Origin of the sequence: Dokdonella sp. (assembly GCF_017744955.1) — a bacterium.
Classification (GTDB): Bacteria; Pseudomonadota; Gammaproteobacteria; order Xanthomonadales; family Rhodanobacteraceae; genus Dokdonella_A.
The window spans coordinates 20222-32819 of the sequence record NZ_JAGIAG010000013.1 but is presented as its reverse complement, the minus strand read 5'-3'; the positions used below and the strand labels follow the sequence as shown (position 1 = coordinate 32819).

Annotated in this window: 12 protein-coding genes; 3 read left to right on the top strand and 9 right to left on the bottom strand. The window is 69.3% G+C overall.

Features of this window, described 5'->3' with window-relative positions; genetic code table 11:
* Positions 1-23: 23 nt before the first annotated feature.
* Positions 24-2180, top strand: a complete 2157-nt coding sequence (locus J7520_RS17815) for a S9 family peptidase (RefSeq protein ID WP_291191319.1) — start codon at positions 24-26, stop codon at positions 2178-2180.
* A 271-nt stretch (positions 2181-2451) separates the two neighbouring features.
* Here the strand turns inward: J7520_RS17815 and J7520_RS17810 are convergent, their stop codons facing one another.
* A complete protein-coding gene (locus tag J7520_RS17810; protein WP_291191316.1) occupies positions 2452-2940 on the bottom strand; it encodes an 8-oxo-dGTP diphosphatase in 489 nt (162 codons plus the stop codon).
* A 115-nt stretch (positions 2941-3055) separates the two neighbouring features.
* Here J7520_RS17810 and fghA point away from each other — a divergent pair, with 115 nt between their 5' ends.
* The gene (gene fghA / locus J7520_RS17805; protein WP_291191313.1) at positions 3056-3904 is read left to right on the top strand and encodes an S-formylglutathione hydrolase; all 849 of its coding nucleotides are present in this window, start codon (positions 3056-3058) and stop codon (positions 3902-3904) included.
* Positions 3905-3972: 68 nt separating this feature from the next.
* Here the strand turns inward: fghA and J7520_RS17800 are convergent, their stop codons facing one another.
* The 6 genes from J7520_RS17800 to J7520_RS17775 form a co-directional block, all read right to left on the bottom strand.
* A complete protein-coding gene (locus tag J7520_RS17800) occupies positions 3973-4329 on the bottom strand; it encodes a VOC family protein (protein ID WP_291191310.1) in 357 nt (118 codons plus the stop codon).
* Between the two features lie 99 nt (positions 4330-4428).
* Positions 4429-4893 (bottom strand): nucleoside deaminase, encoded by a 465-nt coding sequence (locus J7520_RS17795; protein ID WP_291191307.1) that lies wholly within the window; start codon positions 4891-4893, stop codon positions 4429-4431.
* 50 nt (positions 4894-4943) lie between these two features.
* Positions 4944-5330: a hypothetical protein gene (locus tag J7520_RS17790; RefSeq protein WP_291191304.1), complete on the bottom strand. Its 387-nt coding sequence runs from the start codon at positions 5328-5330 to the stop codon at positions 4944-4946.
* A 1-nt stretch (position 5331) separates the two neighbouring features.
* A complete protein-coding gene (locus J7520_RS17785; protein ID WP_291191301.1) occupies positions 5332-5799 on the bottom strand; it encodes a hotdog fold domain-containing protein in 468 nt (155 codons plus the stop codon).
* A 235-nt stretch (positions 5800-6034) separates the two neighbouring features.
* The gene (locus J7520_RS17780) at positions 6035-8506 is read right to left on the bottom strand and encodes an acyl-CoA dehydrogenase (protein ID WP_291191298.1); all 2472 of its coding nucleotides are present in this window, start codon (positions 8504-8506) and stop codon (positions 6035-6037) included.
* Between the two features lies 1 nt (position 8507).
* Positions 8508-9317: an alpha/beta hydrolase gene (locus J7520_RS17775; protein WP_291191295.1), complete on the bottom strand. Its 810-nt coding sequence runs from the start codon at positions 9315-9317 to the stop codon at positions 8508-8510.
* 191 nt (positions 9318-9508) lie between these two features.
* Between J7520_RS17775 and J7520_RS17770 the strand changes: the two genes are divergently transcribed.
* On the top strand, positions 9509-10087 hold the full coding sequence (locus J7520_RS17770) for a TetR/AcrR family transcriptional regulator (protein WP_291191291.1): 579 nt from the start codon (positions 9509-9511) through the stop codon (positions 10085-10087).
* 9 nt (positions 10088-10096) lie between these two features.
* On the opposite strand, the gene J7520_RS17765 is transcribed toward J7520_RS17770, so the two are convergent.
* Positions 10097-11482 (bottom strand): TldD/PmbA family protein, encoded by a 1386-nt coding sequence (locus tag J7520_RS17765; RefSeq protein ID WP_291191288.1) that lies wholly within the window; start codon positions 11480-11482, stop codon positions 10097-10099.
* A complete protein-coding gene (locus J7520_RS17760; protein WP_291191285.1) occupies positions 11479-12573 on the bottom strand; it encodes a hypothetical protein in 1095 nt (364 codons plus the stop codon). The genes J7520_RS17765 and J7520_RS17760 overlap by 4 nt, the downstream gene beginning before the upstream one ends.
* Positions 12574-12598 lie beyond the last annotated feature (25 nt).

Sequence of the window (12598 nt, the reverse complement as noted above, 5' to 3'; positions counted from 1 at the left end):
GCGGACGCGGATCGGCCCGCGGCATGCGCGCGAACTCGCTCGCGGCGAAGCATGCGTGCCGCGCGCTCGCGCTCGCCGCGGCGGGCGCCGCGCTCTGCGCCTGCGCACCGCCGCGCGTCGATTCCACGGACGCGGCGCCGGTCGCGCGCAAGGTTCCGCACGTCGTCTCCTCGCCGAACGGCGATCGCGTCGACGACTACTACTGGCTGCGCGACGACACGCGCAGCCGCGCCGACGTGCTCGGCTACCTGCGCGCCGAGAACGCGTACTACGCGCACACGATGGCGCCGCTGCAGGCGCAGGCCGACCGCCTCTACGACGAGATCACCTCGCGCATCGCCGCCGAGGACGCCAACGTGCCGGTGCGCGAGCGCGGATGCTGGTACCAGACCCGCTACGAGGGCGGCGCCGGCTATCCGCGCTTCGTGCGTCGCTGCGGCAACGAAACCGCCGCCGAGGAACTCCTGCTCGACGAAGCCGCGCTCGCCGCCGGGCACGACTACTACCACGTGCGCTCGCGCGTCGTCAGCCCGGACGAACGCCTGCTCGCCTACGCCGAGGACACCTCCGGGCGCTATCAATGCACGATCCGCATCAAGGATCTCGGCCGCGGCGAAACCCTGCCGGACGAGATCCGCGGCACCTCCGGCGCGATCGCCTGGGCGGACGACAACCGCACGTTCTTCTACGTCGAGAACGATCCGGTCACGCTGGCCACCCGGCGCGTCCGCCGTCATGTCCTCGGCACCAGCGCCGCCGAGGACGTCACCGTCTACGAGGAGCCGGACGACCGCTACTACGTCGACCTGGCGCGCAGCGGTGACGACCGCTTCCTCGTCATCCAGCTCGACAGCCGCACCACCAGCGAGGCGCGCTACCTGCCGGCGAACGCGCCGCTGGCGCCGTGGCGGATCCTGGCGCCGCGCGAGAGCGGCGTCGAATACGACGTCGACCACGTCGACGGCGGCTGGGTCGTGCGCACCAACTGGCAGGCGCCGAACTTCCGCATCGTGCAGGTCGACGACGCCGACGCCGGCGACAAGCGCCGCTGGCGCGAGGTCGTCGCCGCGCAGGACGGCACGACGATCGAGCGCGTCGCGGTGTTCCAGAACCATCTCGCGCTCGGCGAGCGCGGCGACGGGCTGCGCCGCCTCCGCATCGTCGATCGGCGCGACGGACACCAGTTCCACGTCGGGTTCGACGCCACCGATTACACCGCCACGCTCGGCGACAACCGCGTGCAGGGCACGCACGAGCTGCGCTACGACGTCACCTCGCTGACCACGCCGCCGTCGACGTATCGCCTCGACATGCGCAGCGGCGAGCGCACCCTGCTCGAGCAGGCGCGCATTCCCGGCTACGACGCTGCCGCCTACGAGGCCACGCGCATCCGCATCGACGCACGCGACGGCACGCGCATTCCGGTCTCGCTCGCGTATCGCAAGGGCCTGCGCCTCGACGGCACGGCGCCGCTGCTGCAGATCGGCTACGGCGCCTACGGCGTGTCGAGCGACCCGCGTTTCGATCCGGCCTATGCGTCCTTGCTCGACCGCGGCTTCGTCGTCGCCGTCGCGCACGTGCGCGGCGGCGGCGAGATGGGGAACGCCTGGCACGATGCCGGCAAGCTGCTGCACAAGCAGAACACGTTCGACGATTTCGTCGACGTCACGCGCGCGCTCGTCGCCGCCGGCTATGCCGACCGCGCCAAGGTCTTCGCCACCGGCCGCAGCGCCGGCGGCCTGCTGATGGGCGCGATCGCCAACCAGGCGCCGCGCGACTACCGCGCCATCGCCGCCGGCGTGCCCTTCGTCGACGTGCTGACCACGATGCTCGATCCCAGCGTGCCGACCACCACGAACGAGTACGAGGAATGGGGCGATCCGCGCGAGAAGCGCTACTACGATGCGCTCCTGTCGTATTCGCCGTACGACAACGTCCGCGCGCAGGACTATCCCGCGCTGTTCGTCACCACCAGCCTCAACGACTCGCAGGTGCAGTACTACGAACCGGCGAAATGGGTGGCCAGGCTGCGCGCGCGCAAGACCGACTCGCAGCCGCTGCTGTTCAAGGTCGACATGGACGGCGGCCACAACGGCAAGAGCGGACGCTTCGGCCGCTACCGCGAGACGGCGCAGATGTATGCGTTCTTTCTCGATCGGCTGGAATCGTCTGCCGACTGATGGCGATCCATCGTCGCCGCCGCAGCGGTGAGCGGTGAGCGGTGAGCGGTGAGCGGTGAGCGGTGAGCGGTGAGCGGTGAGCGGTGAGCGGTGAGCGGTGAAGCCTGCCGAAATGCGTGCGTTTCCAGAAGCTCGATGAGGAAACTCGTGACATCATCCCCGCGAAAGCGGGGATCCATCTTGCTCTGGACTCGCGGTCAGAATCAGAGCGGATCCCCGCATTCGCAGGATGATGAAAGTCGGGAGTCCCGCGAAGTCATCGAGGCAGAACCTACACCCGCGAATAGCTCCACGACTGCATGCGCCCGTCGCGATACGGCATCACGCCGTGGAACGGGCGCAGGTCGCCGTCGAAGACCAAGGGCAGGAAATGGCGATCGCCCTCCCACATCGGCAGCTCGTGCAGGCGCTCCAGTTCGACCCACTCCAGGGCGCCCTCGTGATTGGAATCGAGCGGCGTGCCCTCGAAGCGCGTGACGACGAAGAGGAAGCCGAGCCAGTCCTCGCCGTGCTTGCCGAAGCCGGGCCAGCTGATCGTGCCGCGCAGCTGCAGTTCGGTGCATTCGATGCCGGCTTCCTCGCGGATCTCCCGGCGCATGCCGGCGAGCACGTCCTCGTGCGGATCGAGCTTGCCGCCGAGTCCGTTGTACTTGCCGAGGTGCAGGTCGTTCGGGCGCGCGTTGCGGTGGATCATCAGCACGCGCCGGCGATCCGGCGACAGCACGTATCCGAGGGTGGCGACGATCGGGGTGTAGGGCATCGGCTGTGCACAGCAGAAAGGAGCTGTCCATCATAGCCGCTGTGGTTACACTGGCCCGTATGCCTCCGGCGCCGTTGCCGCCCACGCGCAACGTCGCCCCACATCAGGTGCCGCGATGGGTATTGAGACGATTTCCGAACAGCGCTGCTTCGGCGGCGTGCAGGGCTTCTACCGCCACGAGTCGAAGGAGACCGGCGGTGCGATGAAATTCGGCGTGTACCGCCCGCCGCTCGCGGACGGCGCCAAGGCGCCGGTGCTGTACTACCTTGCCGGCCTGACCTGCACCGAGGAGACCTTCGTCATCAAGGCCGGCGCGCAGCGGCTCGCCGCCGAGCTCGGCCTGATCCTGGTCACGCCGGACACCAGCCCGCGCGATACCGGCATCGAAGGCGCGACCGGCGACTGGGAATTCGGCGAGGCCGCCGGTTTCTATCTCGACGCGACCACGCCCGCGTATGCGTCGCGCTTCCGCATGTACAGCTACGTCACGAAGGAATTGCCGGCCGTACTCGGCGCGCATTTCGCCGCGGCGGATCTCGGACGCGAGGCGATCTTCGGCCACTCGATGGGCGGCCACGGCGCATTGACCATCGCGCTGAAGAATCCGCAGCGTTACCGCTCGGTGTCGGCCTTCGCGCCGATCGTCGCGCCGAGCCACGTGCCCTGGGGACTGAAGGCCTTGCCGCGCTATCTCGGCAACGACACGAAGACCTGGCGCGCCTACGACACCGTGGCGCTGATCGAGGACGGCCACCGCTTTCCCGGCACGATCCTGGTCGATCAGGGTTCGGCCGACAAGTTCCTCGACATCCAGTTGCAGCCCTCGCGACTCGACGAAGCCGCGCGCGCGGCCGGCCAGGCACTGAACCTGCGCCTGCGGGACGGCTACGACCACAGCTACTACTTCATCGAAACCTTCGTCGAGGACCACCTGCGGCATCATGCGCAGGCGCTCCGGGGCTAGGAAAATTCCGCCTTCGACGGTCGAGGGAGATGGCCGGACCGGAACCGCCGGCACGTCGAGCCCGTGCGCTACTCGTGCTGCAGTACGTTGACCAATCTGCCGAGCGGATCGCGCACGTAGAAGCGCCGAACGCCCCAAGGTTCCCGCGTGGGGCCGTATTCGAGCGCGATGCCCGCCTTCCCGACGCGCGCCAGCGCGGCGTCGAGATCGTCGACCTCGATCGACAGATGCGGCACCGGCGTGCCGTTGCCGCCTTCCGTCGCGACGCTGACCTGCACCGTCATCCTGGCGACCGAACCATAGGCGCGGATCCAGCCGTGATCCATCAGCACGTCGAGGCCGATCAGGTCGCGATAGAACGCGTCCGCCTCGGCGAGGCCGGATTCGGTCGCTTCGAGATTGGCGACGATGCGCAGCACGTTCATCGGATCAGTCTCCCATTCGATGGGCGATCGCGCACGCCCACCCGGCCTCGTCCATGCGGCATTCGCCGGCCGGCATCCCTGCTTCGCGCGCGGTGACGGCTAAGGGCCGCTTCGGCCGATGTCTTCATTCCAGAGCTCCGGCCGCTCGCGCATGAACTTCTCCATCAGCGCGACGCAAGCCGGATCGTCGACGAGCTCGATCGCGACGCCGCGGCTGCGCAGCCAGTCCTCCTCGCCCATGAACGAGCGATGCTCGCCGACGACGATGCGGCGGATGCCGTACAGCACGATCGCGCCGCTGCACATCGCGCACGGCGACAGCGTCGTGTACAGCGTGCAGTCGCGATAGACCGCGGCCGGCTGGCGGCCGGCGTCTTCCAGCGCGTCCATTTCCGCGTGCAGGATCGCGCTTCCGCGCTGCACGCGGCGGTTGTGGCCGCGGCCGATGATGCGGCCGTCGTGCACGACGACCGAACCGATCGGGATGCCGCCTTCGCCGAGGCCGGCTTCGGCCTCGGCGCGCGCGGCGGCGAGGAATTCCAGATGCGTTGCTGCGGACGTCATCGTGCGGCCTCCGTCGAAGATCACGATCCTCGGCGAGCCGGCGAACGGCGTCAATCGCCGACGAGGAGAGGCAGCGCGAACAGGATCGCGCCGACCACGAACAGCGCGGTCAGCGCGTGCACCAGCGGATGATTCACGCGCAGGAACACGAACTGCTCGATCGCGCGGCCGACCCAGAACAGCGACATGCCGACGAGGAGCGCGTGACCGAGGCGCGTATCGAGCAGATCGTACGGCAGGAAGAAGCACAGCGCCGCGACGCCGAAGAACACGTAGGTCAGGCGCAGGTTGAGGATCTGCACGACCGCGCGTGTCGCCGTGTTCGTACGCCGCAGCGCCTGCGGCCAGTCGAACAGTTTCCAGAACGCGAGATGGAACAGCGCGAAGCCGAGGCTGTGCGCGCCGCAAAGCAGGACGATGATTTCGCGGTTCGTCACGTCAGCGCTTGCGCGGCGACACCCACATCGCGATGTCCGCCTCGAACACGACGGCATTGCCGATGTCGCGCACTTCCACGCGCGCCTGCAGCTCCTGCGCCGCCGCCGCGTCGGCGACCGTCGGCACCGTCGCGGTCGCGGTCATCGTGCCATGCGCCTTGGCGACGTAGCGCACCGTCATGCCCTTCGGAATCCAGCGCATCGAGTCGGGGATGGTCGCGTCCGTCGCCAGCCCGCCGGCCAGCTCGGCCATGTTGCACAGCGCGATCGCGTGCACGCTGCCGATGTGGTTGCGCACGGCGCGGCGGTCGCGAATCTGCACGATGCAGCGCCCGGGCTCGAGCACCTCGACGCGCGGCGCGATCGAGGCGAAGTACGGCGCGCGCCGGCAGATCAGCTTGGCGAACAGCCAGCGCCCGGACGGCGATGCGCCGAGGCGTCGGAACAGGCGGAGGGCTTGGGAACTCATGTCGATCGGCCTCGCTGCGTTCACGATCATGCAGGGCTTTCCTCTCTCGCTTGAGGGAGAGGTGAACATCTTGGGTTTCCCTTCTCCCCGGGAGAAGGTGGCCCGAAGGGCCGGATGAGGGAAACTCGAAGTGAAGCGCTCCACTCCGACTCCCCTCACCCGCGCCTGCGGCGCGACCTCTCCCGCAAGCGGGAGAGGTGAAATCTCAACTCCGCAGAGCTTTGCGCGACTCGACTCAGGCCACCGAGCGCAGCGGGCGCTTGCCCTCGTGACGCGTACCGGCGGCCAGCTCCGACGGATCGAAGTCGTCGACCGAGATGAACTCGAACGTCGCCTTGCGCACGCGCGCGAGCAGCTCGCGCTCGGCGGTGCTGATCACGCCCTTGGCTTCGGCGTCGGCCAGCTGCGCCTCGTAGTCGTGGCCCTGCAACTCGCCGGCCTTGGCCGCCTTGAGGAACTTGCGCTCGACCGGCTCGGCCGCGATCACTTCCGGCAGCAGCGCGTTCATGCGGCCGACCACGTTGTTGGCGCTCGGCGTCAGGTAGGTCCATTCGGCGAGGCGGTCGCGCGCCTCGTTCGGCGCGCACAGCAGCGCCGCGACGCGATGGCCGAGGCGATCGGACGGCGGCACCTCGCGCCGGCCGAACGGGAACACCAGCGCGTACAGCACCCACGCCGCCGGGCGGATCGGGAAGTTGCGCAGCACGCCGTCGAGCGCGTTCTGCATGCGATACGCGCAGTCGTGGAACGCCCAGGCCAGCAGCGGCTGGTCGGCGACCGGACGGCCCTGGTCCTCGTAGCGCTTGAGCATCGCGCTGGCGATGTACAGGTTCGACAGCACGTCGCCGAGTCGCGCCGACAGCTTCTCCTTGAACTTCAGCTTGCCGCCGAGCAGCAGCATCGAGCTGTCGGCGAGCAGGGCCAGATTCGCCGCATAGCGATTGAGCTTGCGGTAGTAGCGGCGCGTGTAGGCGTCGCCCGGCACGCGGCCGATCTTGGCGAAGGTCAGGCCGAGCACGAGGCTGCGCACTGCGTTGGAGATCGCGAAACCGACGTGCGCGAACAGCTCGCGGTCGAACGCGCGCAGACGCGTGCCGTAGTCCTCGATCTGCGCGGCCTGCATTTCCTTCAGCACGTGCGGATGGCAGCGGATCGCACCCTGGCCGAAGATCATCAGGCTGCGCGTCATGATGTTGGCGCCTTCGACGGTGATCGCGATCGGCGCGGTCTGCCAGCCGCGGCCGGCGTAGTTGTTCGGGCCGAGCTGCACGCCCTTGCCGCCGTGCACGTCCATCATGTCCTTGGCGACTTCGCGGCCGAGTTCGGTCGCGTGGTACTTGGCGATCGCCGACGGCACCGCCGGCTTCTCGCCGCGCGCGACCGCCGCGGCGGCGGCCTTCGACAGCGCGGTGATCGCGTAGGTGTGGCCGCCGATGCGCGCGAGCGCCTCCTCGACGCCTTCGAAACGGCCGATCGACATGCCGAACTGCTTGCGGATGCGCGCGTACGCGCCGGTCGCGATCGCGCACATCTTGACGCCGCCGGAAGCGGTCGACGGCAAGGTGATCGCGCGGCCGACCGACAGGCATTCGATCAGCATGCGCCAGCCCTGCCCGGCCATGTCGGCGCCGCCGATCAGCTGCGACAGCGGCACGAACACGTCCTTGCCGCGCAGCGGGCCATTCTGGAAGGCCGCGTTGAGCGGGAAGTGGCGACGGCCGATCTCCAGGCCCTTGGTGTCGCGCGGAATCAGCGCGAGCGTGATGCCGATGTCGTCGACGTCGCCGAGCAGGTGCTCGGGGTCGTACATGCGGAAGGCGAGGCCGATCAGGGTCGCCACCGGCGCCAGCGTGATGTAGCGCTTGTCGAAGGTCAGGCGCACGCCGAGCACCTGCGCGCCCTGCCACTCGCCCTTGCAGACGATGCCGTAGTCGGGGATCGAGGTCGCGTCCGAGCCCGCGGTCGGACCGGTCAGCGCGAAGCACGGCACTTCGCGGCCGTCGGCCAGGCGCGGCAGGTAGTAGTCGCGCTGGTCCTGCGTGCCGTAGTGCAGCAGCAGCTCGCCCGGACCGAGCGAATTGGGCACGCCGACGGTCGAGGACAGCGAACCGGACACGCTCATCAGCTTCTGCAGCACCGCCGACTGGCCGAGCGCCGAGAATTCCAGGCCGCCGTACTGCTTCGGGATGATCATGCCGAAGAATTTCTTCTTCTTGACGAACTCCCAGATCTCCGGCGTGAGATCGGCCAGCTCGTGGCTGATCTGCCAGTCGTTGACCATCGCGCAGACTTCCTCGACCGGACCGTCGAGGAAGGCCTGTTCCTCGACGCTGAGTTCGGGCTTGGGCTGCTTGAGCAACTGGTTCCAGTCCGGCTTGCCGCTGAACAGCTCGCCCTCGAAACCGACCGTACCGGCTTCGAGCGCGGTGCGCTCGGTGTCGGAGATCGGCGGCATCACCTTCTGGAACGCGCCGAGCAGCGGCGCGGTGATCTTCGTGCGGCGGAAGTCGACCAGATTCAGCGGCACCGCGATCGCGGCGAACACGATCAGCGGCAGCAGGGTCGCGAGCAGCGAGGAGCCGGCCAGCCAGCCGGCCACCACGATCGCGACGGCGGTCGCGACGCTCCACGCGCGCAACCCGGTGCGAAAGTACGCGGCGCCGAGCGACACCAGCAGGCCGGCCAACAACGGAAGGATCGCGCTCATCTCAGTGCTCCTCGCTTGCGAGCGATTGCAGAAACTCTAGTACGTGGCGGGTAAATGCGTCGTTGTCGTCGCCGGCGACCATGTGCGAGGCCTGCGGCACGACGACGTGGCGCGCCTGCGGCGCCAAATGGAGGAATTCGGCGATGGTCGTCTGCGAGACGATGTCGCTCTCGCCGCCGCTGACCAGCAGCAGCGGCACGCGGATGCGGCGCACCGCGTCGAGCAGCATCGGTTGATGGCTGTCGATGTCGGGCGTGAGATCGTCGAGGAGGCGCGGATCCCAGTGCCAGCGCAGACGCCCGTCGCCGTGGTCGACCAGCAGCGAACGCAGACGCTCCGGAGGTTTGCGCTCGCGCCGATGCGGCAGGTAGGCGGCGATCGCGTCGCTGGCTTCCTGCAGCGAGGCGAAGCCGTGCGGATGCGCGCGCATGAAGCCGAGGATGCGTTCGACGCCGCGCGTCTCCCAGCGCGGCGTCACGTCGACCAGCACCATCGCGCCGAACGCGTTCTCGTCGCGCCCCTGCGCCGCGATGCCGAGCAGGCCGCCCATCGAGGCGCCGACCAGCACCGGCCGCGGGCCGACGGTGGCGGCGACCGCGAGCAGGTCCTCGACCATCGGCTCGAAGTGGTACGGCTGCTCGCCGCGCCAGCCGCTGTCGCCGTGGCCGCGCGCGTCGAAGCCGACGCAGGCAAAACCGGCGGCGGCGATGCGCTGCATGCTCGTCGCCCAGGCCAGATGCGTCTGGCCGAATCCGTGCGCGAAGACGACGCCGCCGCGCGTGCCGGGCAGGCTCCCGAGCGCGAGTTCCATCCCATCCGGACGGATCAGGCGGCTCGCGGTCGCGATCGGCAACGATGAGGCGGCACTTTCCATACGATGCAGTATGGATAACCCACAGGGTGAAATCAATACGCAACCGTACTGATTAATTTGTCCTTTGTAAACATTAGTTTACCCTTTGGAGATTCAATTCCCGGCGACCATCGGGCAGACTTACGCGCATGGCCGCGCTCAGCAAGCTCGAACCGAAAACCCGCCTCAGCGCGGCCGACTGGGAAGAAGCGGCGCTGGAGGTGCTGGCGGAGAACGGCGTCGGTGCCGTGGCGGTGGAATCGCTGGCGCGCCGGCTCGGCGTGACCAAGGGTAGTTTCTACTGGCATTTCGCCACGCGCGAGGCCCTGCTGCAGGCCGCGCTGGAGCGCTGGGAGCGTTCCGACGAAGCCGAACTGGAAGCCGCGATCGCCGCCGCCTCCGACCCGCGCGAGCGCCTGCGCGAACTGATCCGCCAGGTCAGCCACAAGCATCCCTCGCACGCGGTGTTCGCCGCGCTGATCAAGTCGATCGACCAGCCGCTGATCCGGCCGCTGATCGAACGCGTCTCGCAGCGCCGGCTCGCCTTCGTCACCGAAGCCTTCCATCAGGCCGGCTTCGACGCCGCCGCCGCGGCGAACCGCGCGCGCCTGGCCTACTCCGCCTACGTCGGCTTCGTGCAGCTCGCGCAGATCGGCCAGCCGCGCATGAACCACGACGAGTTCGAGGTCTACATCCGCGACTTCATCGGCATCCTGATTCCGCAGTGAGCGCATAGCTCAGCGTCCCGCGACCATCAGCCCGGGCAGCAGGATCGCGCCGACGGAAATCTTCGGCCGCCGGATCGGACAGGTACCGAGTACGCGCAGCTGCGGCAGCAGCTGGCGCAGATTGCCGGCGATGGCGACGCCGGTGACGGCATGGCGCACGCGGCCGCCTTCGACCCAATGGCCGGTCGCCGCGACGGAAAAGTCGCCGGTGACGGGATTGGGCGCGCTGCCGTGGATGCGCTCGACCCACAAGCCGGTGTCCAGCGCCGCGGCGAGCGCGCTTTCCGGAATCGCGCCCTCGAGCAGCACGTTGTGCACGCCTCCGGCATGCCCGGTCGAGCGCAGCCCGAGCCGTCTCGCCGAGTAGCCGTCGAGCAGCAAGGTGCGCACGCATCCGTCCTCGACGATCCGCGTGCGGCCCGTCGCGACGCCTTCGTTGTCGAAGTTCGTCGAACCGAGCCCGCCGCGCTCGTGCGCGTCGTCGACGATCGACGTGCCCGGCGCGAACACGCGCTGGTTCACGCAGTCGCGCAGGAACGTCAGGCCGCGCAGGTGCGCGGAACCGAACAGCGCCGAGAACGCCGCCTGCATCAGCCACGCCGCGACGCGCGGGGCCAGCAGCACGCGGCAGCGCCCGGTCGCGATCGGACGTGCGCCGAGCAGCGATTCCGCCGTGCGCGACAGGTCGGCGACGAGATCCGCGACGGCGGTCGCGGCGAGCGGCCGACGAAAATGCCGAAGATCGGCCGCGCGCTGCGCCTCGTGCCCGCGGCGGGCGATCCATTCGCCGCCGACGGCGTGCAGGGTCGCCGCCTCGAAGCCGAGGAATCCGGCCGAGGTCGCCAGCACGCTGCTGCACGACTGCGACTCGGAGAACAGCGCCGTCAGCCTGGAACGCGCGCTGCCGCGCGATCCCAGCGGGCTCCATCGCGCGAGCTTGCGTGCGGCGGCCGCGGCGCCGTCGGACGAGGGATGCCAGATGTCGAGATCCTCGAACCGCGTCGGATGCAGCGCGGCATCGGGCAGGTCGATCCACGGATCGGGATCGGCGAAATCCGCGATCGCGCAGGCGTTGCGCAGGCCGTCGGCGATGTCCGTGTCGCGCAGCGAGGCGATCTTGCAGCGCCCGTGGCGGCGCTGCTTGATGACGCTCGCCACCAGCACCGAGCGTACGACGTGCTCGATCTTCTCCAGCTCGCCGCCGCGCAGCTGCACGCGCAGCGTGCGCGTGCGCGCCAGCGCGACCGCCGCCTTGTCCGCACCGTGACGGTGCGCCGCCTGCAGCGCGAACGCGGCGGCGCCTTCGAGCGCGCAGCGGTCGGCCGCGCCGTGGTCGATGGCCTCGTCGACGGACTCGTCGAGCGACTCTTCGAGCGGTTCGTCGAACGCGTTCACGGATGCACCGCGGCCTCGCTGGCGATCGCGCCGCGCATGCGCAGCGAGGCGAACAAGCACGCCGCGCCGGCCAGCGCGTTGACGAGCAGCGGAAGCGCCAGCGACTCCCAGCGCAGCGGTCCGCGCACCAGCTCGGCCAGCCCCTGCGCCGCCGAGGCGAGCGGCACGTAGCTCGCGTACGGCAGCGCGTGCGACGAGGCCGCGTAGCCGGTCGCCATCACGATCATGATCAGCGACAGCGCGAGCACCTGGTAGAGATTGGAAAAACTCATGCGCGAACGGCTCGCCAGCGCGAGCCAGGTCACCGCCGGCGCGATCAGCAGCAGGAACGAGGCGCTCGTGACCAGGAACGAGGCGACGATCTCCACGTCCGAGGTCAGCGACGGCGTCGGGCTGACGCTCGCGTCGAGTTCGCGGATCATCTGCACGGTGCCGCTGTTGACATAGTTGCCGAGCACCGTCGCGATCCAGATTCCGGCGAGATAGCCGACGATGCTCGCGCCGCCGAGGATCGCCACGCGCGCGTGCAACCGCAGCCGGGCCGCGCGATCCGGCGTGCTGCCGTCGACGATCTGCACCAATGGCGGCGCGACCGCGCCCATCAGCCACTGCACCAGCAGCGCCGGCAGGACGATCAGCAGCATGCCGACGGAGAGTTCGAGGTCGCTGTCGACCGCGACCGCGCGCGGCCAGTCCTCGAGGCGATGCGCCGGATCGCGCATCAGGAACGCCACCTTGCGCGCCGCGGCGAGCGACTCGCGGCCGCGCGTCTGCGAGGCCTTGAACAGCACGCGGTTCGGCGCCGCGGCGGTCGCCGACGGATCGGCCTCGATCAGCGCCTGCACGGTGTTCAGGCGCAGCTCCCGTGCGAGATGCGCGCAGGAATCGACCACCACCGTCAGCGCGCGACCGTCGATCGCCTCGATCGCCGGCGGCGTCGCGCCCTGCGGACAGATGCCGACGGTCAGCGGGCGTGCCGCGTCGGCGCGACCGAGCAGCAGCAGCGGCATCACGACCAGCATGACCGGCGTCAGCAGCAGCGGCAGCAGCGCCTTGCTCGTCAGTTCGGCGAATGAAGGCCATCCTTGCATGGAGATCTCCTCGGGAAGAAAACGC

Coding starts and splice junctions, on each gene's coding strand:
- J7520_RS17815 (WP_291191319.1), top strand. CDS start 24: ATGCGCGCGAACTCGCTCGCGGCGAAGCATGCGTGCCGCGCGCTCGCG.
- J7520_RS17810 (WP_291191316.1), bottom strand. CDS start 2,940: ATGCCCTACACCCCGATCGTCGCCACCCTCGGATACGTGCTGTCGCCG.
- fghA (WP_291191313.1), top strand. CDS start 3,056: ATGGGTATTGAGACGATTTCCGAACAGCGCTGCTTCGGCGGCGTGCAG.
- J7520_RS17800 (WP_291191310.1), bottom strand. CDS start 4,329: ATGAACGTGCTGCGCATCGTCGCCAATCTCGAAGCGACCGAATCCGGC.
- J7520_RS17795 (WP_291191307.1), bottom strand. CDS start 4,893: ATGACGTCCGCAGCAACGCATCTGGAATTCCTCGCCGCCGCGCGCGCC.
- J7520_RS17785 (WP_291191301.1), bottom strand. CDS start 5,799: ATGAGTTCCCAAGCCCTCCGCCTGTTCCGACGCCTCGGCGCATCGCCG.
- J7520_RS17780 (WP_291191298.1), bottom strand. CDS start 8,506: ATGAGCGCGATCCTTCCGTTGTTGGCCGGCCTGCTGGTGTCGCTCGGC.
- J7520_RS17775 (WP_291191295.1), bottom strand. CDS start 9,317: ATGGAACTCGCGCTCGGGAGCCTGCCCGGCACGCGCGGCGGCGTCGTC.
- J7520_RS17770 (WP_291191291.1), top strand. CDS start 9,509: ATGGCCGCGCTCAGCAAGCTCGAACCGAAAACCCGCCTCAGCGCGGCC.
- J7520_RS17760 (WP_291191285.1), bottom strand. CDS start 12,573: ATGCAAGGATGGCCTTCATTCGCCGAACTGACGAGCAAGGCGCTGCTG.